The organism is Hymenobacter yonginensis (assembly GCF_027625995.1).
GTDB lineage: Bacteria > Bacteroidota > Bacteroidia > Cytophagales > Hymenobacteraceae > Hymenobacter > Hymenobacter yonginensis.
Genome location: NZ_CP115396.1, coordinates 2,473,546 through 2,500,525, shown reverse-complemented (window position 1 = coordinate 2,500,525; position 26,980 = coordinate 2,473,546). Strand labels below are relative to the sequence as shown.

The 26,980-nt window shown below is 63.8% G+C and carries 23 protein-coding genes and 1 pseudogene; 15 read left to right on the top strand and 9 right to left on the bottom strand.

Going from position 1 to position 26,980, the window contains the following annotated elements:
* Window positions 1–11 precede the first annotated feature (11 nt).
* Window positions 12–479 carry an ABA4-like family protein gene (locus tag O9Z63_RS10830; RefSeq protein WP_270125219.1) on the bottom strand — a complete coding sequence of 156 codons (468 nt, stop codon included), beginning with the start codon at window positions 477–479 and terminating at the stop codon, window positions 12–14.
* 199 nt (window positions 480–678) lie between these two features.
* Between O9Z63_RS10830 and O9Z63_RS10825 the strand changes: the two genes are divergently transcribed.
* On the top strand, window positions 679–1,392 hold the full coding sequence (locus tag O9Z63_RS10825) for a hypothetical protein (protein WP_270125217.1): 714 nt from the start codon (window positions 679–681) through the stop codon (window positions 1,390–1,392).
* 109 nt (window positions 1,393–1,501) lie between these two features.
* Here the strand turns inward: O9Z63_RS10825 and O9Z63_RS10820 are convergent, their stop codons facing one another.
* From O9Z63_RS10820 to O9Z63_RS10810, 3 genes are all read right to left on the bottom strand, one after another.
* Complete coding sequence (locus O9Z63_RS10820; RefSeq protein ID WP_270125215.1) at window positions 1,502–1,870, bottom strand: hypothetical protein; 369 nt, start codon at window positions 1,868–1,870, stop codon at window positions 1,502–1,504.
* A 192-nt stretch (window positions 1,871–2,062) separates the two neighbouring features.
* Window positions 2,063–4,255 carry a dipeptidyl-peptidase 3 family protein gene (locus tag O9Z63_RS10815; RefSeq protein WP_270125213.1) on the bottom strand — a complete coding sequence of 731 codons (2,193 nt, stop codon included), beginning with the start codon at window positions 4,253–4,255 and terminating at the stop codon, window positions 2,063–2,065.
* A gap of 72 nt (window positions 4,256–4,327) precedes the next feature.
* The gene (locus tag O9Z63_RS10810; RefSeq protein ID WP_270125212.1) at window positions 4,328–5,479 is read right to left on the bottom strand and encodes an AMP-binding protein; all 1,152 of its coding nucleotides are present in this window, start codon (window positions 5,477–5,479) and stop codon (window positions 4,328–4,330) included.
* A 154-nt stretch (window positions 5,480–5,633) separates the two neighbouring features.
* On the opposite strand from O9Z63_RS10810, the gene O9Z63_RS10805 reads away from it, so the two are divergent.
* Window positions 5,634–5,846, top strand: a complete 213-nt coding sequence (locus O9Z63_RS10805; RefSeq protein WP_270125211.1) for a hypothetical protein — start codon at window positions 5,634–5,636, stop codon at window positions 5,844–5,846.
* Between the two features lie 74 nt (window positions 5,847–5,920).
* Here O9Z63_RS10805 and O9Z63_RS10800 read toward each other — a convergent pair whose 3' ends face one another.
* The 5 genes from O9Z63_RS10800 to O9Z63_RS10780 all read right to left on the bottom strand — a co-directional run bounded on the left by O9Z63_RS10800 (window position 5,921) and on the right by O9Z63_RS10780 (window position 11,019).
* Window positions 5,921–6,277, bottom strand: coding sequence for a DUF6370 family protein (locus tag O9Z63_RS10800; protein ID WP_270125210.1), 357 nt, complete (start codon window positions 6,275–6,277; stop codon window positions 5,921–5,923).
* Window positions 6,278–6,400: 123 nt separating this feature from the next.
* Complete coding sequence (menB, locus tag O9Z63_RS10795) at window positions 6,401–7,225, bottom strand: 1,4-dihydroxy-2-naphthoyl-CoA synthase (RefSeq protein WP_270125209.1); 825 nt, start codon at window positions 7,223–7,225, stop codon at window positions 6,401–6,403.
* Between the two features lie 114 nt (window positions 7,226–7,339).
* Entirely contained in the window at window positions 7,340–9,247 is a 1,908-nt protein-coding gene (gene menD, locus O9Z63_RS10790) for a 2-succinyl-5-enolpyruvyl-6-hydroxy-3-cyclohexene-1-carboxylic-acid synthase (RefSeq protein ID WP_270125207.1), read from the bottom strand.
* Window positions 9,248–9,349: 102 nt separating this feature from the next.
* Window positions 9,350–10,570 (bottom strand): chorismate-binding protein, encoded by a 1,221-nt coding sequence (locus tag O9Z63_RS10785; RefSeq protein WP_270125205.1) that lies wholly within the window; start codon window positions 10,568–10,570, stop codon window positions 9,350–9,352.
* Window positions 10,567–11,019: a hotdog fold thioesterase gene (locus O9Z63_RS10780; RefSeq protein WP_270125204.1), complete on the bottom strand. Its 453-nt coding sequence runs from the start codon at window positions 11,017–11,019 to the stop codon at window positions 10,567–10,569. Before O9Z63_RS10780 ends, O9Z63_RS10785 begins: the two co-directional genes overlap by 4 nt.
* 89 nt (window positions 11,020–11,108) lie before the next feature.
* Here O9Z63_RS10780 and O9Z63_RS10775 point away from each other — a divergent pair, with 89 nt between their 5' ends.
* From O9Z63_RS10775 to O9Z63_RS10715, 13 genes and pseudogenes are all read left to right on the top strand, one after another.
* Window positions 11,109–11,735 carry a histidine phosphatase family protein gene (locus tag O9Z63_RS10775; protein WP_270125203.1) on the top strand — a complete coding sequence of 209 codons (627 nt, stop codon included), beginning with the start codon at window positions 11,109–11,111 and terminating at the stop codon, window positions 11,733–11,735.
* A 372-nt stretch (window positions 11,736–12,107) separates the two neighbouring features.
* Window positions 12,108–12,989: a sugar phosphate isomerase/epimerase family protein gene (locus tag O9Z63_RS10770; protein ID WP_044016954.1), complete on the top strand. Its 882-nt coding sequence runs from the start codon at window positions 12,108–12,110 to the stop codon at window positions 12,987–12,989.
* Between the two features lie 171 nt (window positions 12,990–13,160).
* Window positions 13,161–14,837, top strand: a complete 1,677-nt coding sequence (locus O9Z63_RS10765; protein ID WP_270125202.1) for a GMC oxidoreductase — start codon at window positions 13,161–13,163, stop codon at window positions 14,835–14,837.
* Window positions 14,838–14,849: 12 nt separating this feature from the next.
* Entirely contained in the window at window positions 14,850–15,464 is a 615-nt protein-coding gene (locus tag O9Z63_RS10760) for a gluconate 2-dehydrogenase subunit 3 family protein (protein ID WP_270125200.1), read from the top strand.
* A gap of 146 nt (window positions 15,465–15,610) precedes the next feature.
* Entirely contained in the window at window positions 15,611–16,789 is a 1,179-nt protein-coding gene (locus O9Z63_RS10755) for a Gfo/Idh/MocA family protein (protein ID WP_270125199.1), read from the top strand.
* A gap of 60 nt (window positions 16,790–16,849) precedes the next feature.
* A complete protein-coding gene (locus O9Z63_RS10750) occupies window positions 16,850–17,902 on the top strand; it encodes a sugar phosphate isomerase/epimerase family protein (RefSeq protein WP_270125198.1) in 1,053 nt (350 codons plus the stop codon).
* A 12-nt stretch (window positions 17,903–17,914) separates the two neighbouring features.
* A complete protein-coding gene (locus O9Z63_RS10745) occupies window positions 17,915–18,388 on the top strand; it encodes a c-type cytochrome (RefSeq protein ID WP_270125197.1) in 474 nt (157 codons plus the stop codon).
* A 393-nt stretch (window positions 18,389–18,781) separates the two neighbouring features.
* Window positions 18,782–20,041: a nucleoside permease gene (locus O9Z63_RS10740; RefSeq protein WP_270125196.1), complete on the top strand. Its 1,260-nt coding sequence runs from the start codon at window positions 18,782–18,784 to the stop codon at window positions 20,039–20,041.
* Between the two features lie 2 nt (window positions 20,042–20,043).
* A complete protein-coding gene (locus O9Z63_RS10735) occupies window positions 20,044–20,928 on the top strand; it encodes a hydroxypyruvate isomerase family protein (RefSeq protein ID WP_270125195.1) in 885 nt (294 codons plus the stop codon).
* A 320-nt stretch (window positions 20,929–21,248) separates the two neighbouring features.
* Complete coding sequence (locus O9Z63_RS10730) at window positions 21,249–22,019, top strand: 3-keto-disaccharide hydrolase (protein ID WP_270125194.1); 771 nt, start codon at window positions 21,249–21,251, stop codon at window positions 22,017–22,019.
* Between the two features lie 302 nt (window positions 22,020–22,321).
* Window positions 22,322–24,148 carry a pyruvate dehydrogenase complex dihydrolipoamide acetyltransferase gene (locus O9Z63_RS10725; protein WP_270125193.1) on the top strand — a complete coding sequence of 609 codons (1,827 nt, stop codon included), beginning with the start codon at window positions 22,322–22,324 and terminating at the stop codon, window positions 24,146–24,148.
* Between the two features lie 284 nt (window positions 24,149–24,432).
* Window positions 24,433–24,645: pseudogene (locus O9Z63_RS10720) on the top strand (carboxypeptidase-like regulatory domain-containing protein); the annotation flags it as partial.
* Window positions 24,619–26,901, top strand: a complete 2,283-nt coding sequence (locus tag O9Z63_RS10715) for a TonB-dependent receptor plug domain-containing protein (protein WP_333490343.1) — start codon at window positions 24,619–24,621, stop codon at window positions 26,899–26,901. The pseudogene O9Z63_RS10720 and the gene O9Z63_RS10715, both read left to right, overlap by 27 nt.
* Window positions 26,902–26,980: the final 79 nt, after the last annotated feature.

Genomic DNA, 26,980 nt, shown 5'->3' with positions numbered 1-26,980 from the left:
ACGCAGAAAGGTTAAAGAGAAGCAGAAAGGGAAGTGGACGCGGCAGGGGCGGGAGCCGCGTAGAAGCGTCGCACCACGGCGTAGAGCAGCAGCCCCACCGGCCCAAACAGAAACGTGAGCAGCAGACACGGCACCAGCAGCAGGTGTGGCACCCCGCGCCGCCGCGCATCCAGGCTTTCCCAGATGCCAACACTCAGATCGAAGCACAGGTAGTGCACCCAGCCGGCCAGCAGCGCCCACGGATTGCGAAACAGCGCCGCCACCTCAGCCAGCGAATTGAAACCGCCGTCCGTGGCGTGCGGGCCCAGGTAGTGGCCGCCAATCAGCAAAGCGTAGGCCACGGCCAGCAGCAGCGGCCACACTCCGCTAAGCACCAGCCAGCGCGTGACGCGCCAGCGCGGCGCCAGCACCAGCAGGGCCCAGCCCAGCAGCGCTACAGGGTTGGCGAAGGCAAACAGGGAGTCGGGAGTGAGGGGCATGGGAGTAGGGCCTAGATGATGATCCGAAGATACCAGGCCGGCAGGGCCCTGCCATCCGCAAACGGGGTGAGTTGACGCGCAAGGCCGTTGAACCGTTGGCAGCGGTGGGGTCAGCCGTTGGCCGATGCGCAGCAGAGGCGGCAACCACCTCGGCGGCGAGCCGTACCTTTGCGGCGTGTTAGCATCGGAAAAGTTTCGTTTGGGAAAAAGGCTCCTGACCCTGGGAGCCGGGTGGCTATTGGCCGGCGCTGCCGCCGCTTCTGCGCGGGCGGCTACTCCCGCCCTGCCCACCACCACCACCACCGACGACTCGGTGAGCGTGCGGCATCCGCACCGCCGGCCGGTGTTTCAGCTGGATATCCGCAACTCCATCATCAACCACCATCTGGTTACCATTCCGGGCCTGAAGCTGGGCGTGGAATGGCGCGGGCGGCTGCGCACCGGTCTGGGCGTGTACCTGCTCAGCAACGGCATCCCGTCGCGCCAGCCGATTCCCTCGGAGCTGCCGGCCGCTACCCGATCGGAGCTGCGGCTGCGCTACGTGGCCGCCTACGGCGAGTACGTGGTGCTGGGCAACCCGCGCTGGGAAATAGCCACGCAGCTGCAGCTGGGCGTGGGTCGAACCTACGCCCGCTACGCGCTGCCCGATGGCACTGTCATTCGCTCGCCCCGAAAAATTATCTGGCTGGCCGAGCCCTCTCTGTCGGGGCAGATGCGGGTGTACCGCTGGCTGGCGCTGGGCACGGGGCTGGGCTGGCGGCAGCCGGTGTTCGTAAACAAGTTCACGGAGCGCGAGCTCAACGGCCCGGTGTTCTACGGCCGCGTCAAGCTTTCCCTCGGCGACCTGTACAAAGTCGCCCGCGGCCGGCAGCGCCTCTTCACCCAGCAGGGCCTGCGCCGCGCCGACTGGTAGCGGTTTAATGGATAAATGGCTGCATGGTTAACTGGCTGGCCATTCTACTGAGTGTAGTAGAACGGCCAGCCAGTTAACCATGCAGCCATTTAACAGGTAATTCGTCTGCTTACTGCTTGTTCACGTTTACGCCCTGCGAGGAGCGCAGACGGCGCAGCATAAAGAACTGCTCTTTGTTGCGCACGCTGCCGGAGTTGATGTCGCCGTACACCTGCACCACGTCCCAGCCCAGCGAGCCCATGTAGTTGAGGGCGCTGATGTGGGTGGCGAAAACCTGCAGCTTGCCGGCTTCCAGCTTGGAGAGCGAGCCGCCGCCCAGCTTCTCGGGCCCGTAGCCGAAATCGGCAAATACGTCGGCGCCCTTCAGGTGCAGCTCGCAGTACTCGTAGCGCGCCGCGTCGGGGGCAGTTTGGGCGCGGGCGGCGGGGGCAACCAGCAGCAGCGCCAGCAGCAGGAAAAGGGCGGAAAGGTGTTTCATGTGGTGTGGTTGGTTGAGAGGTTGATATGGGACGAAAAGAACGTCGTTTTGAAAGAGAACGTCATGCTGAGCCTGCCGAAGCATCTCGCGTGCTGACTCAGGAGCAGTAACGCAACATCAGCACGCGAGATGCTTCGGCAGGCTCAGCATGACGTTCTTTTTATAGAACGACGTTCCACTCAAGCGAGCGTGCTAGTTGTAGTTCGGAAGCAGGCGGTACTTGCGGCCGTATTCCAGCATCTGCTGGGCGAAGTCGGTGGGGTATTCCACCTTCACGTCCGTGATGCGGCCGTTGGTCAGCACCGGCACCAGCTTGGGCTGGATGAAGCCGGCGTAGGGCGCGATGTTGAGCTTGGCATAGCGGGCCAGCACCTCTTTGTGCAGCACGGGGTCTACCTTCACGCCGTAGGTTTCAATGAGGGCCTTGCCGGCGGCGTAGTCGCCTTCGCTGGTGATGCGCTGCAGCTCCCGCAGCAGCTGCCCGAACAGGCCGCGTAGCTTCTCGTAGTCGTTCACGCGGAAGTAGGTCTTGCCGTCGCGGGTCACTTTCTCCACCACCTTATCTTTCTGGCCTTTCTCGAAGGCCCACTTGGCCACCATCTGGCGGTTGCGCATGTGGGCTTCCTCCACGGTTTCGCCGGGCTGCAGGCGCACCAGCTGGGTCATCAGGCCGTTGCGGATGTAGTTGTCGTACTCGGCCTTGGCTAGCTCGCCGCCGGCCGGCACCACGCCCAGCTGCACCAGCTTGGCATCGGGCAGGTAGTAGAGGGCCACGAGGTCGGCGCGGGCTTCTTCCAGGGCCGAGGCGTAGCTTTTCAGGGTTTCCTTGGGTGTGCCCACGCCTTTGTTGATCTGGCCCGAGGCGTGCCCGATAACCTCGTGCATGTCGGTGTGGAGCTTGCCGGCCATGCCCGCAAACTGCCGGGCGCGCTGCATTTCGGCTTCGTCGTAGGCAAACTCATCCAGCATCCCGCCCGCATCGGCAGCACCGTAAGCGTCCACGATGTTGCCCAGGTTCACCGACTTCGAGCCGTGCTCTTTGCGGATCCAGGTGGCGTTGGGCAGGTTGATGCCGATGGGCGTGGCGGGGGCGGCGTCGCCGGCTTCCACCACGGCCGTAATCACCTTGGCCGTGATGCCCACCACGTTCTGCTTTTTGTGCTCGGGCTTGATGGGCGAGTTGTCCTCGAACCACTGGGCCTCGTCGCCGATGGCCTGAATGCGCTTGGTGGCCTCCAGGTCCTTGAACGACACCACCGACTCGTAGCTGGCGCGGTAGCCGAGCGGGTCGCCGTACACTTCAATAAAGCCGTTTACCACGTCGGTGCGGCTTTTGGTGTCGTGCACCCAGGCAATGTTGTACTCGTCCCACACCTTCAGGTCGCCGGTCTGGTAGAACTTCACCAGCTTCTGCAGGGCCAGCTTCTGCTCGGGGTTTTCGGCCACTTCCACGGCCTTGTTCAGCCAGAACACCACCTGCGAGAGGGCCTTGTCGTAGAGGCCGTCGGTCATCCATTTGCGCTCCTGCAGCTGGCCCTGCTTGTCTTTCACGAGGCGCGAGTTGAGGCCGTAGGAAATGGGCTGCGGGTCCTGGGTGTTGATTTTGCGCTTGTAGTAGGCTTCCACCTCGGTCTGGCTCACGCCCTGGTAGAAGTTCATGGCCGAGGTCTTCACCAAATCTTTGCCGGCCTCCTGGTTGACGCGCTTGGGCGCCACCGCGGGGTCGAACAGGATGGTCGTCATCGCGCCCAGAAACTTCGTCACGCTCTCGCTGGGCTCCAGCGGCAGCTGCTTGGCATCGACGGCAAAAATCAGCTCCCGGAAGTAGGCCGGCGTGCACTCGGGCAGCATCTTGCGGGTGCTGTAGTGGTGGTGGATGCCGTTCGAGAACCACACGCGCTTGGCGTAGGTGGCAAACTTGGTGGCCTGGTCCAGCTCGCGCGGGTTGGTGCTGGCGGTGCGGCGCTGCTCGTTGGCCGTCCACACGGCCTGAATGGTGCGCAGCACGCGCAGGTTGTGGCGGTAGTTCTGGTCGTAGATGATTTCGCGCCCGCTCAGCGCCGCCTCATACAGGTAGTAGAGCAGCTCTTTTTGCTGAGGCTCCAGTGTCTCGAAGCCGGGCACCTGGTAGCGCAGCACGCGCAGATCGGCAAACTGCTCGGCCACCACCTGAAACGGCGGGGCAGCCGGCACGGCAGCCGAAGCCGGCGCGACCGGCGCCTCCTGGACCACTGCGGCGGCCGCGCCCAGCTGGCTCACGGCCTCAGTAGTCGCATTGCCGACGGCAGTGGTGGGGGTAGTGGTGGTGCTGGCTGTGGTGGCACAGCCGCCCACCAACTGGCTGGCCAGCAACAAGGCCGCTACAGAAACTTGGGTACGCTTCATTGATCGGGTGCAGAGTAGGAACTTGCACAAATCAACGGATAATTTCACATAATTAATATTTGCGCCAGCCCGCTACCGGCCGCCCACGCCCGGCGCGGGCGCGAGGCCGCGCACCGTGCCCAGCCTATCCAGCTTGCCGGAGGCGGTGGTGCGGAACTGCGGCACATACACCATGTCGCGGGGTACTTCGTACTTGTCGAGGCGCTGGCTGAGCAGGGCCAGAAGCTGCTGCTGCTGCTGCGGGCGCAGGGCCGCGCCTTCCAGAAATGCCGTCACCTGCTCGCCCAGGCGCGGGTCGGGGCGGCCGGCCACGAAGGCGCGGCGGCCCAGCCCCAGCTCCGTGAGGGCCACTTCCAGCACCAGCTCCACCTTTTCGGCCTGCACCTTCACGCCGCCGCTGTTTATCACGAAGTCGGCGCGACCCAGCCACTCAAAGCTGTGGCCATCGTCGGAGAGGGTTATCCGGTCGTTGGTGATGATGAGCTGGTCGTTGGTGACGTCGGCGCGGGCGGTGAGGCAGCCGCGCGCATCCTGCCCGACGTGGATGCCGGGCAGCATGCGGTAGGTGGTCTGCACATCGGGGCCGTTGAGGCGGCGCAGGGCAATGTGCGAAGCCGTTTCGGTCATGCCGTACGTCACGTACACCGGCACCTTCAGCTTGCGGATGTCGGTTTCGAGGCTGCGCTCCACGGCCGCGCCGCCCACCAGAATGCCCTTCATGCGGTTGAGGCGCGGGGCGTGGCCGGCATCGAGCACGGTGCGCAGCTGCAGGGGCACAAAGGAGGTGAAGTCGAACTCGGCGCCGGCCGGCACCAGCGCCAGCGGGTCGGCGTGGGGCTCCACGATGGTCAGGTGCATGCGCCGCTCCAGGCCGCGCACCAGCATCATCAGGCCGCCCACAAACTCGCAGTTCAGGCACACCAGCAGCCGGTCGCCGGGGCCCAGGTCGAAGTAGTCGCCGGTGCGGCGGGCCGAGGCTTCCAGCTGCCGCCGCTTCATCTGCACCAGCTGGGGCTTGCCCGTGGAGCCCGAGGTGCGCAAACCAAACTCCTGGGCCCCGTTCAGCCACTGCCGCACAAAGTCCAGCACGCGGGCCTCGTAGCCGTTCAGGTCCTGCGGCGAGTTGGCCGGATACTGCTGAATGTCGGCGTAGCGGAACTCGCGGCCGTTGAGCAGGAGGGAATCGGGCAGGAGCAGGTCGGCGGAGGTAGCGGCAGTATCCATAGCGGGCAGTAGCAGGCGAGAGAAGCGGCAAAGATTTTCAGAAACAACCGGAACTACGTACGCCAAGCCAGTTCAGTGGGTTGAAATTTTGCGGGCGCTTGACAGAGAGGCTATTAAAAGTGTATCTTATCCTGCTCACCTTACCATTCGCCTCATGGATACCACCGTCGTCAGCCCGTTTGCCCGCGCCAAAACCGTGGTGTTCCGGCGCCTCATCACCTTCCGCCACTACCTCAACGCCACCAAAACCTGCGCCCGCGCCCTGCGCGAAGCCCGCCGCCGGCGTAAGCAGCAGGCCAAAGACGCCCGCCTGCGCGACTTCTTCGCCTGGTGCAGCGGCTGCGAAGCCTACGGCTCGATATTCTAGCTTCCTTCAGACAAACAAAAAGCGCCTCCTGCTGCAGGAGGCGCTTTTTGCGTCTTGATGCAATGCCGACGGAGCTATTTGGCCTTGGTGGTTTCCGGCAGCAGCTGAAAGTAGGTGGCTTTGAACCGGTTGTCCACGATTTCGCCCTGCACTTCGGCCTTGCGCACGGTGTTGCAGAAGCCGTTGTTGGCGTGGGCGTCGCCGTGCGAGTCGATAGTGGTGCCGTCCACGAAATAGGCTTTGCCGTTCAGCCGGATGGCCAGGTCGCAGTCCTTGCCCTTCAGGCCCAGGCGGCACTGCCCGCATGAAGCGTCGACCAGCAGCACTTCCTTGGTTTTGTCGGGCGTGGCCATAGCGGCGGCTGGCGCCTGCGCGTAGGCGGCAGTGGTGGTGGCGAAGGCCAGCAGCAGAGAGGTCAGGAAGGGTTTCATAAAATGCCGGTTCAACTGAAGAAAGCGCCTGGAGAAGGGCCGCAGTCAGAAAAATACGAAAAGAAAACTGCCCGCCCGGATTCGGGCGGGCAGTTTTCGTCGAATAGCGGCCGGTTCCCGGCGTTATGGGAACTTCGGATACTTGGAGAAGTCGGGCTGGCGCTTCTCGATGAAGGCGTTGCGGCCTTCCTTGGCTTCCTCCGAGAGGTAATAGAGCAGCGTGGCGTTGCCGGCCAGCTCCTGAATCCCGGCTTGGCCATCCAACTCGGCGTTGAAGCTGGATTTGAGCATGCGCAGCGCCAGCGGGCTTTTCTGCAGGATTTTGTGGCACCAGGCCACGGTGGTTTCCTCCAGCTTGTCCAGCGGCACCACTTTGTTTACGAGGCCCATGTCGAGGGCTTCCTGCGCGTCGTACTGGTCGCAGAGGAACCAGATTTCGCGGGCCTTCTTCTGGCCCACCACGCGGGCGAGGTAGGAGGCACCGAAGCCGCCGTCGAACGAACCCACGTTGGGGCCGGTCTGGCCGAAACGGGCGTTTTCGGCGGCAATGCTCAGGTCGCAGACCACGTGCAGCACGTGGCCGCCCCCGATGGCCCAGCCCGCCACCATGGCCACCACTGGCTTCGGGATGGAGCGGATGATTTTCTGGAGCTCCAGCACGTTTAGGCGGGGCACGGTGTCCTCGCCTACGTAGCCGCCGTGGCCGCGCACGCTCTGGTCGCCGCCCGAGCAGAAGGCCTTGCCGCCCTCACCCGTCAGGATGATAACGCCGATGTCGGTGCGGTCCTGGCAGATGCGCATGGCCTCAATCATCTCCTGCACCGTGAGGGGCGTGAAGGCGTTGTGCACCTGCGGGCGGTTGATGCTGATTTTGGCGATGCCTCCGTGCTGGGTGAAGAGGATTTCGCGGAACTCCTTAATCGGAGTCCAGGTGATTTGCTCTGACATAGAATGAACGGGTTTCTGCGTCCTCTGCGAAATCCCTGCGCCCTCTGCGGGCTACGTCGTTGGTACGTCTTCAGCCCGCAGAGGGCGCAGAGGTTTCGCAGAGGGCGCGGTGTGCTAGTGTGAAAAAGAAGTGCGGACCAGGGCCCGGTAGTGTTCAAAGAATTCGGCGTTGGTGGCGCTGTTGGTGGTGATTTCCAGCAGCGCCGCGCCGGTTTCGGCTGCAAAGAAAACCGGTAGCGCCGACTCTAGTTCAGCAAAAGTGGAAACGGCCTGGTAGTGCAGCCCAAAATCCCGGGCCGTATTCTCGGCGCGCAGCGGCTGCCGCGTCTCGAAGAACTCCTCCAGCTCGGGCTGCTGGCGGGGCCCGTCGATGAGCCGGAAAATGCCGCCCGCGTGGTTGTTGAGCAGCACCACGCGCAGGTTGGGCGTAGGGTAGTTGTGCCAGAAGGCGTTGCGGTCATAGAAGAAAGCCACGTCGCCGGTGAGCAGCACTACCGGGCGGCCGGGTTGGGCCAGGGCCGCGCCCACGGCCGTGCTGGTGCACCCGTCGATGCCGCTGGTGCCGCGGTTGGCGAAGATTTCCACCGTGCGGCCGGCCGGCACGCCCAGGATGTTGGCGTAGCGCACGGCCATGCTGTTGGCCAGGTGCAGTGCCGTGCGGTCGGGGAGGTGCTGCAGGGCGCGGTAGATGGCCGTGAATTCGTTGAACGGCTGGCTGGGCTGCTGCATGAAGTCCTGCAGAAAGCTGGTCGCCCAGCTTTCGGCGGCCAGCCAGGGCTTGAGGTAGGCGGCTTTGGCCGGATCGGCGTCCGGCGTGGGCCAGCTCAGGCGCACCGGCTCGCCCAGCTGCTGCGGGCGCGGGGCTACGCGGGTGGCGTCCTGGGCGGGGACCTCACCCCACGGCCCCCTCTCCAAAAGAGAGGGGGTGCCTGACGCTAGCGCAACCGAACCGTTCAACTCCTCTCTTTTGGAGAGTGGATTTGGGGCGGCGGCCAGCGCCGTGAAGAAATCAACCGGCTCCATGCGTACCACTTTGGTCAGCGACTGGAACGTGTCGGCTACAGGGCCGGCGGGCTGGATGTGCCAGTGCTGGGCGGGTTTGGCGTTGCGCAGGTAGAGCTTGAGGGCTTTGGAAATCAAGGACTGGCCGAAGGTGATGAGCAGCTCCGGCTTCAGGGCTTCCTTGAGGCCCGGCTCCGGCACGGCCATGAATACATCCTGGCGGCCCAAGGGGCGCAGGCGCTGGTCGTAGGTGGCGGCAGCGGGTAGGTGCAGGTTGGCAATCAGGTCGCCGACGACGGGCACGTGGTGGGTGGCGGCAAACTGCTGCAGGGCCAGCAGCAGCTCGGTGTCGGCGGGGTGCTGGCCGGCTACCACCAGCACGCGGCTGGTGCCGCGGATGGCCTCGTGCAGCTCCTGCAGTACGGCGGCGGGCAGCTGCGGCCGGCCGGGCAGCTCGCGCGTCACCTTCACCGGGCCAAACTGCAGCTCCTCGCCCTGCTTGGGGTAGAATGGCTCGCGCAGCGGCACGTTCACCTGCACCGGTCCGGCCGGAAACTGCTGCGCCAGCCCGATGGCCTCGCTCACGATGCGCGTGGCGTGCCACTGCGCATCGGCGTGCGTGGTGTCGGCTGGAAACGTGAACGAGCCTTTGGCGTGGGCTCCGTACAGGTCGGTTTGCCGGATGGTCTGGCCGTCGAGCTGATCAATCCATTCCGGCGGCCGGTCGGCCGTGAACAGCACCAGCGGAATCTGCTGGAAGTAGGCCTCCGCCACGGCGGGCGCGTAGTTGAGGCCAGCCGTGCCGGAGGTGCACACCAGCGCCACCGCCCGCCGCTGCGCCTGGGCCAGCCCCAGCGCAATAAAGGCCGCCGCCCGTTCGTCGGGCACGGTGCGCACCGCAATGCCCGGATGGCGCGCAAAAGCAATGGTGAGCGGCGCGCACCGGCTGCCCGGCGAAAGCACCACATCGGTGATGCCCAACTGCGCGCAGATTTCGGGGATGTTATGGACGGCTTGCATAGGCGGTAGCGCCAAGCTCTAGCTTGGCGAGTCGGTGGACGGTGTGCGTTGAACAGCTTACGAGCCGAGACGTTCAACGATTCATCAGGCCGGAACCTGGCGTTACTTCAGAATAGCTCCTACGGTGCGCAGCTTCAGTTCGGTTTCCTGCCACTCGCGGGCCGGGTCGGAGTCGACGGTGAGGCCGGTGCCGGCGTAGAGGATGGCCTCGGTGGGCCGCAGTTGCAGGCAGCGCAGGTTTACATAGAGGCGGGCCACGCCGGCGTCGGGCAGGTTTACGGGGCCCAGGAAACCGCTATAGTAGGCCCGGTCGTAGCCTTCGTGGCGGGCAATGAAGTCGAGGGCCGCCTGCCGGGGCATGCCGCCCACGGCCGACGTAGGGTGCAACAGCCGCAGCATATCGGTGCCCAGCGTGGCAAAGGGCACCTTGCGCAAATCCACGGCAAAGTCGGTGCGCAGGTGCAACACCTCGCCGGCGGCCACGGTGCGCGGCCCGGTTTCCTGGTACTCGCGCAGCCGCAGCTGCTTGAAGCAGTTGACGATGTAGCGCGCCACCAGGGCCTGCTCCTCGATTTCCTTCTGCCGCCAGATGGCCTCACTGGGCCGGTGGCCGGGCAGCAGCGGCTGCGTGCCGGCCAGGGCCATTGTCCGGAATACGCCGTCGGCGCCCACCTCGGCCAGCACCTCGGGCGTGGCGCCCAGCCAGGTGCCCACGCCCGGCGCACTCACCACCGACACAAAGGCGTTGGGGTAGCGCGCCTGAAGCTCCTCGAAGGCTGCCAGTACATCAAACCCGGCGGGCAGCTCCCGCCGCACGGCCCGGCTGCTCACCACTTTCTGCACCTGCCCGCTGGCAATGGCCGCCACGCCGGTTTGCACCAGCGCCTCATACTCGGGCTGCGAGGCCGCCGCCGGGGCGGGCTGCGGGCTCACGTGCCAGGGCAGCGAAGCCTCAACAGGCAACGCCATAAACTGCTGCCGCAGGGCCGGCAGCCGGGCTGCCGCCGTGGCGCTGACCTGGATTTCGTCGGGCCAGGCCAGGTCGAAAAACAGGTCGGCCGGCAGAAACAGCGGCGGGTTTTGATCGGAATCCTGGAACGGAAAAAAGGCGAAACCGGCCGGGGACGTGGCTTCCAGCGCCGGCGGCAAGCCCACGTAGGCGGCCTCCACCCGCAAGCTCAGGCAGAGCCGGGCGTGGCTGGCGCCGGGCAGCCGCCACAGCGCCACGGGCCGGCCGCTGCTCAGGGCCAGCGCTACCAGCTGCCGCTGGCGGGCGGCCGGGGCGAGGTCGGGGTGCCAGGGCAGGCGCTGCAGGCTGCTCACGCGGCCGGGTTCTGGGGGCCGCCGGGCAGGTCGATGACGGCCATGGTGATGCGGCTGACGCACACCAGCACGCCGGTTTCTTCGTGGGTGATGCGGATTTCCCACACCTGCGTGCTGCGGCCCACGTGCAAAGCCGTGGCGTGGCCCACCACGTAGCCCGAATGCACGCCTTTGAGATGGTTGGCGTTGATTTCCAGCCCCACACAGGCTTTCTTGCGTACGTCTACCTGCAGCTGCGCCCCGATGCTGCCCAGCGTTTCGGCCAAGGCTACGGAGGCGCCGCCGTGCAACAGGCCCATCGGCTGGTGCGTGCGGCGGTCGACGGGCATGCGGCCGGTGAGGCTTCGCTCTCCCACGGCGGTAATTTCAATGCCCAGTTGCTCGCCCAGCGTGTTGCGGCATAAGGCGTTGAGTTGAGCCAGGTCAGCTGAAAGGTATTCGGGGTACATCAGATGCAGGGAAATAAGGCGCGAGGTCAGGGATTCCGGGAGCTGAAAAAGCTACTTTTGACCCCATAAACAGCAAAGCTAGCGGGAAAGTGAGCGTCAAAAAAATATACCTCATTCGGCACGGACAGACCGACTTCAACGTGCGCGGCATCGTGCAGGGCAGCGGTATCGACTCCAGCCTCAACGCCACCGGCCACCAGCAGGCCGGACGCTTCCACGCGGCTTACGCCCATCTGCCCTTCGACCGGGTGTACACCTCGGTGCTGCGCCGCACGCACCAGTCGGTGCAGGGTTTCCTCGACCAGCAGCTGCCCCACGAGCAGCACGTGGCCCTCAACGAAATCAGCTGGGGCACCCGCGAAGGCACCCGCATTTCGCCCGAGGAAGACGAGGAGTACTACGGCGTGCTGCGCCAGTGGACGGCCGGCAACACCGCCGCCCGCTTGCCCGGTGGCGAAAGCCCCGACGAAGTGGCCGCCCGCCAGCGCCCGTTTATTGAGCTGCTGAAAACGCGGCCGGCCGAGGAAACGGTGCTGGTGTGTATGCACGGCCGCGCCATGCGGGTGCTGCTGTGCCAGCTGCTCAACTACCCGCTGCGCTACATGGACGCCTTCGACCACCGCAACTTGGGGTTGTATCAGCTGCACTACTCAGGCTCGATGTTCACGGTGCGCAGCTTCTTGGATGTGGCGCATCTGCAGGAGCCCGGACAGTAGGGGAGAGGCCGGAATGAGTGAAACCGGCAATAATTATATTATCGAATATAGGGGTTGTGTTCGGCTGGGCAGGGGGATTGTCGCAGTTTCTCAAGAAAAATTATGCCTGTTCATTATCCTATGAAATATGGGCGTAAAGCAACTATACGCAGGAAGAAAGGCTCGCAGAGAGGATTGATGGGCGGGCTGCATTTTGTTTAGCAATAACAACTTGTAACTTACTCGCAACAAGCAATAGGCAGCGCCTGCGCTGTCTGACCGCGAGTAGTAAAGTCCGAAAGGCTGCCTGGAACTGCTTTCTGCTGTCCTGAATACTGGGGCAGGCGCCGCCCGGGCAAACGCAGTTCTGTCTCCCTCCCCATTCCTGCCGTTATGCTATCCAGACGTGCCTTTGTAAAGTCCGCCTCCGTGCTCTCCGCCGGCGTACTCGCCTCTCCCGCTTTGCTGGCCAAGGGCCAGACTGATATCGGCCTGCAGCTGTATACCCTGCGCGACGCCATGCTGAAAGACCCGGTGGGCACGCTGGCGCAGGTGGCCAAAATGGGCTACACCACCGTGGAAGGCGCTACCTACACGGGCAGCCTCAAGTTCTACGACATGACGCCGGCCGCTTTTGCCCAGGCGCTCAAAAAAGCCGGCCTGCGGATGCCCAGCAGCCATTACCTGCTGGGCGAGCAGCAGAACAACGGCCAGCCCACGGCCGGCACCATCCTGCACGGCTGGGATAAAGCCGTGGACGACGCGGCCCAGGTAGGCATCAAGTACATGGTGTGCGCCTGGCTCACCGAGTCGGAGCGCGGCAGCCTCGACCACTACAAGCTGCTGGCTGAGCGCCTGAACAAGGCCGGGGAGCGGTGCAAAAAGGCCGGCATCCAGCTCTGCTACCACAACCACGACTTCGAGTTTGTGGCCCAGGATGGCAAGCTGCCCTACGACGTGCTGCTCACCACCGACAAGAACCTGGTGAAGATGGAGCTGGACCTGTACTGGGCCACCAAAGCCGGCCACGACCCGGTGGCGCTGTTCAGCAAGAACCCCGGCCGCTTCCCGCTCTGGCACGTGAAGGACATGGCCAAAACGCCGCCGCACAGCTTCACAGAAGTCGGCAACGGCTCCATCGACTTCAAGCGCATCTTCGCCCAGGCCAAAACGGCGGGCCTCCAGCACTTCTTCGTGGAGCAGGACCAAACCCCCGGCTCGCCCTTCGACAGCATCCAGCAAAGCATCAGCTACATCAAGCGCAGCCTGGTGTAGGTGCAGAAGAACGTTATGCTGAGCGCAGCCGAAGCATCTCTACCGCTTCGTTGTAATAGCATTCATTAGTCAGAGGTAGAGATGCTTCGACTGCGGCTGCGCCTTCGCTCAGCATGACGGGCTTTCAAACCACCCTGCCTTCATCTGCCTACCCTCATCCCACCACATTCTATGGAAAAGAACACGTATGACGCCATCGTCATTGGGTCCGGTATTTCGGGCGGCATGGCGGCCAAGGAGCTGACCGAGAAAGGCCTGAAAACCCTCATGCTGGAGCGGGGGCGCAACATTGAGCACATCAAGGATTACGTGAATGCCAACAAGAACCCGTGGGAGTTTGAGCACCGGGGCGGCAAAACGCAGCAGATGATTAAGGATCACCCGGTCCTGAGCCGCGACTACACGCTCAACGAAAGCAACCTCGACTACTGGGTAAACGAGAAGGAAAGCCCCTACGTGGAGGCCAAGCCCTTCGACTGGTTCCGGGGCTACCACGTGGGCGGCCGCTCCCTGATGTGGGGCCGGCAGTCGTATCGGCTGAGTGACTACGATTTTGAGGCCAACGCCAAGGACGGCATTGCCGTGGACTGGCCCATCCGCTACAAGGACCTGGCCCCGTGGTACAGCCACGCCGAGAAGTTTGCCGGCATCAGCGGCTCGCGCGAAAACTTGCCCCAGCTGCCCGACGGCGACTTTATGCCGCCCATGGAGATGAACATCGTGGAAAAGGACGTGGCGGCCCGCCTCAAAAAACACTACGAGCACCGCCGCATGATCATCGGCCGTACGGCCAACATCACCCAGAACCACAACAACCGCGTGAGCTGCCAGTACCGCAACAAGTGCTGGCTGGGCTGCCCATTTGGGGCGTATTTCAGCACGCAGTCGGCCACGCTGCCGGCGGCGGTGGCGACCGGCAACCTCACGCTGCGGCCGTTTTCCATCGTCACGCGCATCCTGTATGATAAGGACACCAAGCGGGCCAAGGGCGTGGAAATCCTGGACGCCGAAACCAACCAGACCTACGAGTACTACGCCAAAATAATCTTCCTGAACGCCTCGGCCCTGAACTCGGCCTGGGTGCTGATGAACTCGGCCACCGACGTGTGGCCCGGCGGCCTGGGCAGCAGCAGCGGCGAGCTGGGCCACAACGTGATGGACCACCACTTCCGGGCCGGGGCCTCCGGCGAAATGCCCGGCTACGAAGACAAATACGTGTACGGCCGCCGCGCCAACGGCATTTACGTGCCCCGCTACCGTAACCTGTTCGGCGATAAGCGCGACTACATCCGCGGCTTCGGCTACCAGGGCGGAGCCGGCCGCGAGGGCTGGGGCCGCGAAATTGCCGAGATGAACATCGGCGGCGACTTCAAGGATGCGCTGACCGAGCCGGGCCAGTGGACGATGGGCATCATGGGCTTTGGCGAAACCTTGCCCTACCACGACAACCAGATTTCGCTCTCCAAAACCGAGAAAGACAAGTGGGGCCTGCCGGTGCTGGTGATGGACGCCAGCATCCGCGACAACGAGCAGAAAATGCGCATCGACATGATGGCCGATGCCCAGGAAATGCTGGAAAAGGCCGGCGTGAAAAACGTGAAGACCTATAACAATGGCTACACGCTGGGCGGCGGCATCCACGAAATGGGCACCGCCCGCATGGGCCGCGACCCGAAAACCTCGGTGCTCAACCAGTACAACCAGGTCTGGGACGCCCCCAACGTGTACGTAACCGACGGCGCGGCCATGACCTCGGCGGCCTGCCAGAACCCGTCCCTCACCTACTTGGCTCTCACGGCCCGCGCCGTAGACCACGCCGTGAGCGAGCTGAAAAAACAGAACGTCTAACCACTGCCCATCATGAACAGAAGAGACGCCGTAGCCCGCGTAGCCCTCCTCATGGGCGGCACGCTCATCGGGGCCGACTACTTCCTGTCCGGCTGCACCGCCGACAATGACAAGAAGGCCACTACAAAAGCTAAAACTGCTCCGGCCAAGCCCGAAAAGCTGGCCGAGGTGCTGAACGCCCAGCAGATCAACCTGCTTAATGAAGTAGGCGAAACCATCCTTCCGGCCACCAAAACCCCGGGGGCCAAGGAGGCCAACGTGGGCGGCTTCATGGCCGTGATGGTGCGCGACTGTTACAAGCCGGAAGAGCAGAAAATCTTCCTCGATGGCCTGACTAAGCTGGAAGCGGCGGCGAAGAAAAGCGGCGGCAAGGACTTTCTGGCCCTGGATGCCGCGCAGCGCACCACCCTGCTCACCGCCCTCGACAAGGAAATGAAGCAATACGAGAAGGCCAAAACCCCGGAGCAGCCCAACCACTACTTCCGCATGGTGAAGGAGCTGACGCTGCTGGGCTTCTTCACCTCCGAGCCCGGCGCCACCAAAGCCCTGCGCTACCTCCCCGTACCGGGCCGCTACGACGGCAACGTGCCCTACAAAAAAGGCGACCGGGCCTGGGCTACTACCTGATTCATTTTCCCAGAACGTCATGCTGAGCGCAGTCGAAGCATCTCTACCGCTTCGTTGCCATGAGGAATGATTACCCTAGGTAGAGATGCTTCGGCTGCGCTCAGCATGACGGCCAATGGATTATATAATAACACAACAGGCACTGCATGAAATTACGCTTGGGCATGATTGGCGGGGGGCAGGGCTCCTTTATCGGGGCGGTGCACCGCATGGCGGCGGCGATGGACGGGCTGTACGAGCTGACGGCTGGGGCCTTCAGCAGCAACCCGGCTACCTCCCGCGCCACCGGCCAGGAGCTGGCCCTGGACGCCGGGCGGGTGTATGATTCGTACCAGCAGCTGCTGGAGCAGGAGGCGCAGCGGCCGGCCCAGGAGCGGGTGCAGGTAATCAGCATTGTGACGCCCAACCACCTGCACTTCGCGCCCGCCAAAATGGCTTTGGAGCTGGGCTTTGATGTGGTGCTGGATAAGCCCATGACGTTTTCCCTGGCCGAGGCCCGGGAGCTGGCCGCCGTGGTGCAGGCCACCGGCCGTCGGCTCTGCCTCACGCACACCTACACCGGCTACCCCATGCTCAAGGAAGCCCGCCACCTGGTAGCGTCGGGGGCGCTGGGCACTGTGCGCAAGGTGTACGTGGAGTACCCACAGGGCTGGCTCAGCAGCTTCAAGGAAGGCAACGCCGACAACAAGCAGGCCGCCTGGCGCACCGACCCCGCCCGCAGCGGCGTGGCCGGGGCCATGGGCGACATCGGCACCCACGCCTTCAACCTGGCCGAGTACGTGAGCGGGCTGGAAGTAAGCCAGCTTTGCGCCGACATCCACACCGTGGTGCCCGGCCGCCAGCTCGACGACGACGGGGCCGTGCTGCTGCAGTTTGCCGGCGGGGCCAGCGGCGTGCTGGTAGCTACCCAGGTGGCGGCCGGCGAGGAAAACAACCTGCGCCTGCGCATCTACGGCGAAAAAGGCGGTCTGGAATGGCAGCAGGCCGACGCCAACACCCTGCTGGTGAAGTGGCCCGACCGGCCCACGGAAATTCGCCGCACGGGCGCGGGCTACCTCTGCGCCGCCGCCCGCCACAACAGCCGCATTCCGCCCGGCCACCCCGAGGGCTACCTCGAAGCCTTTGCCAACCTCTACCGCAACTTCGCCCTCACCCTGCGCGCCGACCTGGGCGGCCCGCCCGCCCCGCCCGAAGCTGCCGACTACCCCGGCATCCGGGACGGGCTGCGCGGCATGGCCTTCATCGAAACCGTCATTGCCTCAGGCCGCTCCGCGCAGAAGTGGACGGACTTCCCGGCTATTGAGAGCTTAGAACAGAGAACGTAGAGCTTAGACTCAGTTCACCTGCACTCTAAGCTCTAGGTTCTAAGCTCTCAGCTCTCAAACATGAATACCATCAAAGGCCCCGGCATCTTTCTGGCGCAGTTCCTCAGCGACCAGGCCCCGTTCAACAACCTGGACAGCATCTGTGCCTGGGCGGCCGGGCTGGGCTACAAGGGCGTGCAGCTCCCCACCACCGACCCGCGCATCATCGACCTACAGCTGGCCGCCGAAAGCCAGACCTACGCCGACGAGCTGAAGGGCCGGGTGCAGGCGGCGGGGCTGGAAATCACGGAGCTGTCCACGCACCTGCAAGGGCAGCTGGTGGCCGTGAACCCGGTGTATGATGCCCTGTTTGACGGCTTCGCGCCGGAAGCCGTGCGCGGCAACCCGAAGGCCCGGCAGCAGTGGGCGGTGCAACAGCTGAAGTACGCCGCCCAAGCCTCGCAGCGGCTGGGGCTCACGGCCCACGCCACCTTCAGCGGGGCGCTGCTCTGGCCCTACCTGTACCCCTGGCCCCAGCGGCCGGCTGGCCTCGTGGAGGATGGCTTTGCCGAGCTGGGCCGGCGCTGGCGACCGATTCTGGATGCCTTTGACGCGTGCGGGGTGGATGTGTGCTACGAGGTGCACGCCGGCGAAGACCTGCACGACGGCGTCAGCTACGAGCGGTTTTTGGCCGAAGTAGATCAGCACCCGCGTGCCTGCTTGCTCTACGACCCCTCGCACTTCGTGCTGCAGTGCCTCGATTACCTGGAGTACATCGACATCTACCACGAGCGGATCCGGGCGTTTCACGTCAAGGATGCCGAGTTCCGGCCCAACGGGCGGCAGGGCGCGTACGGCGGCTACCAGAGCTGGACCGACCGCGCCGGCCGCTTCCGCTCCCTCGGCGACGGGCAGGTGGATTTCAAGGCCATTTTCAGCAAGCTCACCCAGTACGACTACCCCGGCTGGGCCGTGCTGGAGTGGGAGTGCGCCCTCAAGCACCCCGAAGACGGTGCCCGCGAAGGCGCGCCCTTCATTCAGAACCACCTCATCCGCGTCACCGATAAGGCCTTCGACGATTTCGCCGCCTCCGGCATCGACCAATCCCTCAACCACCAGCTTCTCGGTCTCTAACGCTTCCTTTCCATGAAAAAGGCTTTTCTATTGCTCGCGTCGGGCTCTTTCCTGCTGGCCTGCGGCTCCGATAACACCGCTTCCACCAAAGCCCAAGAAGAATACACCTTGGCCGACGAATCGGCCCCCGCTCAGGACAGCACCACCACCGCCAACCTCAGCGCCGTGGCCCGCCAGCCCCAGGTCGATACCAGCGTTACCAAAATAGGCACGGCCCCGACTGGCGGGGCAGTGGCCGTGGGTGCCAAGCTGATGGAAGGCTCCGACTGCGCCAGCTGCCACCGCGAAAACGAAAAGCTGATCGGCCCCGGCTACCGGGAAATTGCCGCCAAATACCCCAACACCGCCGCCAACGTGACCATGCTGGCCAAGAAGATCATCAACGGCGGCAAAGGCAACTGGGGCGAAATCCCGATGACGCCCCACCCCGCCCTCTCCCAGAAAGACGCCGAGGAAATGACCCGCTACATTCTGGCGCTGAAGTAGCCGGAGCGGCGTCAGTTGGGATGAACGGTCATGCTGAGCTTGCCGAAGCATCTCCACCGCTTCGTTGGTCGATTGCCTCACCCCCCGGCCCCCTCTCCTTCAGAGAGGGGGAGCCAGACAGACTGGTCGATTGTAGAGACGCGACACTTCGCGTCTCGTCGTTGAACGACCGGTTCCCGCACCAGCCAAAACAACATCAGCACGCGCCGAGACGCGAAGTGTCGCGTCTCTACACCGCCTAACCAGTCGTCTGGCTCCCCCTCTCTGAAGGAGAGGGGGCCGGGGGGTGAGGCGCAATCATTGCAACGTCAGCACGCGAGATGCTTCGGCTGCGGCTGCGCCTCCGCTCAGCATGACGTTTAAAATCAACCTATTCCTAATCCCCACCTGCCCATGACTGCTTCCATCCGCATACGGCTATCCATCATGATGTTCCTGGAGTTCTTCATCTGGGGCGCGTGGTTCGTGACGCTGGGCACGTACCTGCTGCACAACCTCGGTGCGTCGGGCACGCAGGTGGGGGTGGCGTTTCTGACGCAGTCCATCGGGGCCATTGTGGCGCCGTTCATCATCGGGCTCATTGCCGACCGGTTTTTCTCGGCCCAGAAGATTCTGGGCGTGCTGCACCTGGCTGGCGCGGTGTTGCTGTGGCGGGCCTCAGCGGCGCCTGATTTCGGCAGCTTCTACCCCAGCATCCTCACCTACATGGTGCTGTATATGCCCACGCTGGCGCTGGTGAACTCCATCAGCTTCCGGCAGATGCAAAACCCGCAGAAGGAGTTTGCGCCCATCCGGGTGCTGGGCACACTGGGCTGGATTGTGGCCGGCCTCACCATCGGCTGGCTGAACTGGGAGCAGACCAACAGCCTGCAAAGCACCTTCCTGATGGCGGCCGGCGCCTCGGCCCTGCTGGGCGTATTCAGCTTCACGCTGCCGGCCACCCCGCCCGTCAAGAAAGACCAGACCAGCTCCCTCGGCGACCTACTGGGGCTGGAAGCCATTGGCATGCTGCGCAATCGCTCCTACCTGATCTTCTTTTTGGCCTCCATTGCCATCTGCATTCCGCTGGCCTTTTACTACGGCTTTACTAACCCGTTTCTCAACGAAGTCGGGATGAAGTCGGCGGCGGGGGTGCAGAGTCTGGGGCAGGTGTCGGAACTGCTGTTTATGCTGGCCATTCCGCTGTTTTTTAGCCGGCTGGGCGTGAAGAAGATGCTGGCCATTGGTATGGCGGCCTGGGTGCTGCGCTACGTGTTTTTCGCCTACGGCGACGGCCTGGGCAACTACTGGATGCTGATTGCGGGCATCGTGCTGCACGGCGTCTGCTACGACTTCTTCTTCGTGACGGGCCAGATCTACACCGACAACCTGGCCGGGGAACGGTTCAAAAGCTCGGCCCAGGGCTTCATCACCCTGGCCACTTACGGCGTGGGCATGCTCATCGGCACGCTGCTCTCGGGCCGCATCTTCGACGCCTACCAGACCACGCCCACCACTCACGACTGGCGCATGATCTGGCTGATTCCGGCCGGCATTGCGGTGGTAGTGCTGCTGGCCTTCCTGGCCTTCTTCCGCGACCAGCCCCAGCCCCAGGCCACTGCCGCCGCCGATACCCTGCACGACCCCGCCACCTCACTCACCCAAGCCGTCTAAGTATGGCTACCTGGAACCGACGAGCCGCCCTGAAGGGCCTGATAACCGGCACGGCGGCCGTGGGTACGCTGGGCGTTTCGGCGGCGTGTGCAGCGGAGGATCAGAAAACCACTTCGCAGCCCTTGAAGAACAACCTGAAACAGTCGGTGTGCCGCTGGTGCTTCGGCAAGATGCCGCTGGACGAGCTGTGCGCGGCGGCTAAGGCAATGGGTCTCCGGGGCATCGACCTGGTGGGCCCCGCCGAGTGGCCCACGCTCAAAAAGTACGGCCTCGATTCGCCGATGTGCAACGGCGCGGAAATCAACCTTACCGACGGCTTCAATGACCCCAAATTCCACGCCCAGCTCCGGCAGCGCTACGCCGCCATGATTCCGCAGGTGGCGCAGGCCGGCTATACTAACCTCATCTGCTTCAGCGGCAGCCGCCGCGGCCTCTCCGACGAGCAGGGGTGGACGAACTGCGTGGAAGGCCTCAAGCCGCTGATGGAACTGGCCGCTAAGCACAAGGTGGTGCTGGTGATGGAGCTGCTCAACAGCAAAATCGACCACCCCGACTACCAGTGCGACCGGACCGCCTGGGGCGTGGAGCTGGCCAAACGGCTGGATTCGGAGCACTTCAAGCTGCTCTACGATATCTACCACATGCAAATCGACGAGGGCGACGTCATCCGCACCCTCACCGCCTACCACCGCTACATTGCCCACTACCACACCGCCGGCGTGCCCGGCCGCCACGAGCTCGACGACACCCAGGAGCTAAACTACCCCGCCATCATGCGCGCCATTGTGGCCACCGGTTTCCAGGGCTACGTGGCCCAGGAGTTCATGCCCCGCCAAGCCGACGGGTTAAAGTCGTTGCGCGAGGCCGTGCGGCTATGTGATGTGTAGCGCCGGACTCACCAGAACGTCATTCCGAGCAGCGCGAGGAATCTCGCGTGCTGACGTTGTCAACGTAATCCTGTTATGCTGAACATGTGGCGCATCAAGCCAGGGACCGAAGTACCTCTACCGCTGGCTAACCTCATTGAATGATGTAGAGACGTGACACTTCACGTCTCCCGCCAGAACGAATCGGCCGCCCCAACGTCAGCAACGAGGAGACGCGAAGTGTCGCGTCTCTACAATCGACCAACGAAGCGGTAGAGATGCTTCGGCAAGCTCAGCATGACGTTCTTTATTTCCACCTGCTTCTCACCCTCTTCCTGCCCATGAAAACCGCCTTCCTTTTTCCCGTTTTACTCATCAGCCTGTCAGCCGTGGGCCAGAACCAGCCGCAAGGCAAACCCGAGGAAACTGAAGTCTGGAAGCCCGTGCCGAAGGTGGTAGCGGCTACCGGCGTGTTCACCGCGCCGCCCTCCGATGCGCTGGTGCTGTTCAACGGCCGCGACCTGACGCAGTGGGTATCGGTGGAGGACCGCACTAAGCCGGCGGGCTGGAAGGTGGCCGACGGGCTGCTGACCGTGGACAAGAAGACGGGCAACATCGAAACCAAGCAGAAATTCACCAACTACCAGCTGCATCTGGAGTGGCGGGTGCCCGCCACTATCAGCGGCAAAGGGCAGGTGCGAGGCAACAGCGGCCTGTTTCTGGCCTCGCTGGGCAAAGGCGACCTGGGCTACGAGCTGCAGATTCTGGACTCGTACCAGAACGAAACGTACGTGAACGGCATGGCCGGCAGCATCTACAAGCAGTTTATCCCGCTGGCCAACCCTACCCAGAAGCCGGGCCAGTGGCAATCCTACGACGTGGTGTGGACCGCGCCTACCTTCAAGCCCGACGGCTCTCTGCAAACACCAGCCCGCGTAACAGTGCACTTCAATGGCGTACTAGTGCAGAATAACACCGAGCTGAAAGGTGCCACCGTTTACATCGGCCCGCCCAGCTACCAGCAGCACGGCCCGTCGCCCATCAAGCTCCAGTCGCACGGCGACCCGAGTGAGCCGATCAGCTTCCGCAACATCTGGGTGCGGGAGTTGTAGGCGGCGGCCATTGGCAAGAGCCGCCGGACCGGGGTTTTATCCGCAACCTGAGTTAGCTGGGCTGTCTGGAAGGAAAGGGGAGGAGGGAACGCCAGTCGCCACCGCAGCCCGCTCAACTAAGAATCTGCGGACCTGCTTCCAGGGTGCCGCTGGGCCGTAGAGCATAGCCTGTGGGAGAAGCTTTTTGAAGGGATGCAGGCGAAAATTCGCTGCCGGCCGGGTGCACGCTTAGGCGAGACTTTCGTTTGCACCCCCGGATTTTCGGGCTAATTTTGACCCATTCAATTCAACAGTAGACGCAGATGGCCGAAATCATAAAAATGCCCAAAATGAGCGACACGATGACCGAAGGGGTCATTGCCTCGTGGCTCAAAAAAGTAGGCGATAAAGTGAAATCCGGAGACATTCTGGCCGAGGTCGAAACCGACAAAGCCACGATGGAGCTGGAAAACTACGAAGACGGCACCCTGCTTCATATTGGCCCCCAGGCCGGCGAGGCAGTGCCCGTAGACGGGCTGCTGGCCATTGTTGGGAAAGAAGGCGAAGATATTTCGGCCCTGCTCGGTGGTGCCGCTCCAGCTGCCGCCCCCGCAGCCGAGCCGGCTCCTGAGGCAGCTCCCGCCCCTGAAGCCGCACCAGCTCCTGCTGCTGCCCCGGCCGCTCCGGCGCCTGAGGCCCCTAAAGCAGAGGCTCCGGCCCCTGCCGCTCCGGCTCCAGCGGCCGCTCCGGCTGGCAATGGCAAGAAAGCCACGGTCATTCGGATGCCTAAGATGAGCGACACGATGACCGAAGGCACCATTGCTTCCTGGCTCAAGAAAATAGGCGACAAAGTGAAGTCCGGCGACGTGCTGGCCGAAGTGGAAACCGACAAGGCGACCATGGAGCTGGAAAACTACGAGGATGGCACGCTGCTCTACATTGGCCCGAAAGACGGCGAATCGGTAGCCGTAGACGGCATCCTGGCCATCATTGGCGAGGAAGGCGCCGACGTGCAGGCCCTGCTGGGCGGCCAGAGCGGCGGTAGCGCGGCTCCGGTCGCACCCGCGCCGTCCCCGGAGGCGGCTCCTGCTGCTCCGGCTCCTGAGCCAGCTCTGGCAACCGCTCCGGCCCCGGCGCCTGCTGCTCCAGCTGCTGCCGCTGCGCCTGCCGCTGCCGTTACGGCAGTAGCCCCGGCTCCGGCTGGCACCCGCATCCTGGCGTCGCCGCTGGCTAAAAGCATTGCCCGCGAGAAAGGCATCGACCTGAACGGCGTGAAAGGCTCCGGCGAAAACGGCCGCATCGTGTCGCGCGACCTGGAAAACGCCCAGCCCGCTGCTGCAGCGCCCGCTCCGGCTGCGCAGCCTGCCGCCGCACCTGCCCCGGCCGCCGCGCCAGCAGCTGCCGAAGCGCCAAAGGCCGAAGCGCCCAAAGCGGAAGCTACTCCGGCTCCGGCCGCCCAGCCCGCCGACGGCACCTACACCGACACGCCGGTGTCGCAGATGCGCAAGGTGATTGCCCGCCGCCTCTCCGAGAGCCTGTTCACGGCCCCGCACTTCTACCTGACCATGGAAATCCTGATGGACCGGGCCATGGAGGTACGCACGCAGCTCAACACTCTCTCGCCGGTGAAGCTCAGCTTCAACGACCTCGTAATCAAAGCTGCCGCCGTGGCGCTCAAGCAGCACCCGGCCGTCAACTCCTCGTGGCTCGGCGACAAGATCCGCCAGAACAAGGTAGTGAACATCGGGGTGGCCGTGGCCGTGGACGAAGGCCTGCTGGTGCCTGTGGTGCGCAACGCAGACGGCAAAGGCCTCTCGACCATCGCCACTGAGGTGAAGGAGCTGGCCGGCAAAGCCAAGAGCAAGAAGCTGCAGCCCGCCGAGTGGGAGGGAAGCACCTTCACCATCTCCAACCTGGGCATGTTCGGCATCGACGAGTTCACGGCCATTATCAACCCGCCGGATGCCTGCATCCTGGCCGTGGGCGGCATCAAGCAAACCGCGGTGGTGAAGGATGGCCAGCTGGCTGTCGGCAACATCATGAAGGTGACGCTCAGCTGCGACCACCGCGTGGTGGACGGTGCCACCGGCGCCGCCTTCCTGCAGACGCTGAAAGCCCTGCTCGAAGACCCGATGCGCATGCTCATCTGAGTTGCATAACCGCTTCCATACAAAAGCCAGCCCTCTACCGGGGCTGGCTTTTTTTGTGCCTGGTTGCTGATGGCCAAGGCCGGGGCTGGCCACCACCCCCACTCGCAGGGGGCTGGAAATCACAATAATTCCTCTATACTTACCGCAGGAGGGCGTTGCGCCGGCAGCACCTGTAATGGTTGAACAACGAAAACCAGATAGCCCGTATGAAACAACAGTTACTCGTTGCTGCGCTCAGCGTAGCCAGTCTTGCCGCGTATGGCTAGGCGCAGACGCTTTCCGGCCAGGTGCTGGATGCCGCTGGCCGGCCCGTTATCGGGGCGACGGTGGTGGAGAAAGGCACCAACAACGGCACCGCCACCGATAACGCCGGCCGCTTCACGCTCTCGTCCAGGGCCGCCAATCCGCGGCTGGTGATTAGCTCGATTGGCTACACCACCCAGGAAGTGAGCGGCGGCAGCGGTGTGAGCGTGAAGCTGGCCGACGCCTCCACCAGCCTGGGCGCGGTGCAGGTAGTGGGCTCGCGCAGCCAGAACCGCTCCGTCACGGATTCGCCCTCGCCGGTGGATATCATCGATTTGCGGGAAGTGACCACCAAAACCGGCCAGCTCGACGTGAATCAGCTGCTGCAGTTTGTGGCGCCCTCGTTCAACTCCAACCGCCAGACCGGCTCCGACGGCGCCGACCACGTCGACCCGGCCTCGCTGCGCGGCCTCGGCCCCGACCAGACGCTGGTGCTCGTGAACGGCAAGCGCCAGCACCAGTCGGCGCTGGTGAACCTGTTTGGCTCGCGCGGCAGGGGCAACACCGGCACCGACCTAAACGTCATTCCGGCGGCCAGCATCGAGCGGATCGAGATTCTGCGCGACGGCGCGGCGGCCCAGTACGGCTCCGACGCCATTGCCGGCGTGATTAACATCGTGCTGAAAAGCTCCGTGAACGAACTGACGGCCAGCGCCAATTACGGTGCTTACGAGGCCAAATACCGCCGCGACGACCAGCAGTTCGATGGCGGCAACTTCAACGCCAACGTCAACTACGGGGTGGGCCTGGGCGAGCAGGGCAGCTTCGTGAATGCCACCGTCGACTTCAACCAGCGCCAGCACACCCAGCGCGCCAACGTGCCCGCCCCCGATGGCCTGGCCCGCCGCGAGTACGGCGACCCGAAGGTGTCCAACCTCTCGGCTTACCTCAACTCCAAGTTTGCGCTGTCGGACCGCAGCCACATCTACGTGTTTGGGGGCGCTAACAAGCGCAAGGGCGATGCCTACGCTTGGACCCGCTTCGCCGACGATGACCGCAACGTCCCATCCATCTACCCCAACGGTTTCGACCCCATCATCACCAGCGACATCGTGGACGTGTCGGCGGTGGCCGGGGTGCGCACCAAGCTGGGCGAGTGGGAGCTGGATCTGAGCAACAACTTCGGCTCCAACCGCTTCGAGTATGGGCTGCGCAACACGCTGAACGCCTCGCTCGGCGCGGCCTCGCCCACCAACTTCTACGCCGGCGGCTTCCAGCTGCAGCAGGACGTGATGAGTTTGGGCCTGACGCGCAACTACAAAACCGTGCTGCAGGGACTGAACGTGGCCGCCGGGGCTGAGTTTCGGCGCGAATGGTACTCGCTATTTGCCGGCGAGGAAGCCTCCTACCGCAACTACGACCCCACCAAATCGGGCGGCTCGCAGGGCTTCCCCGGCTACCAGCCCTCTGACGCCATCAAGGCCGACCGCGACAACGTGGGCACCTACGTGGATGCCGAGCTGAGCGTGAGCCAGCAGTGGCTGCTGGCCGCCGCCCTGCGCTACGAGCACTACACCGACTTCGGCAGCACGCTCAACTACAAAGTATCCACGCGCTACAACCTGACCGAGTTTCTGACCCTACGCGGCACCTACAGCACCGGCTTCCGGGCCCCGTCGCTGGCTCAGATCAACTTCAACTCCACCTTCACCAATTTCATCAACGGCGACCCGGTGGAGGTGCTGCTGGCCCGCAACAACAGCGCCGTAACGCAGAAGCTGGGCGTGCCGGCCCTCAAGCAGGAAACCTCCAACAGCGCCAACGTGGGCCTCACCAGCCGCCTGGGCTCGTCGCTGAGTCTGACCGTGGATGGCTACTACATCAAGGTGAAGGACCGGGTGGTGCTCACCAGCCAGTTCTCGGCCGACGACCCGGTTATCGGGCCCGACCTAGTGGCGCTGAATGTGGATCAGGCGCAGTTCTTTGCCAACGCCGCCGACACCCGCTCTATTGGTTTGGATGTGGTGCTGAACCACACGGCCACGCTGGGCACCGGCCGCCTCAACTCCACGCTGGCCGCCAACGTCAACAACCTGAAGATTGACCGGGTGCAAACCACCGGCCGACTAGCCGGCCGCGAGGACGACTTCTTCGGGCCCCGCGAGCAGGCGTTTGTGAAAGCCTCGGCGCCGCCGTCCAAAATCAACCTCACCTTCGACTACCAGCTGGGCCGCTTCAGCACGCTGCTGCGCTTCGTGCGCTTCGACAAGGTACGGCTCGTGGATTTCGACGGCGCCGACATGAACTACGACGCCCGCATCACTACGGACCTGACCTTCAGCTACGCCCTCACCGACCATCTGCAGCTCTCGGCAGGCAGTACCAACCTGTTCAACCGCTACCCCACCATGTTCAATCCGCAGCTCACGGAAACCGGCGGCGCCTGGGACCCGGTGCAGATGGGCGCGAACGGGCGGTTTTACTTTGCTAAATTGCAGGCCCGATTCTGATAGGACGTCAGCCCGAAACCAGCTGTCATCCTGACGAAGGAAGGACCTTATCACGCCTGAACAAGACGGATACCCGTTA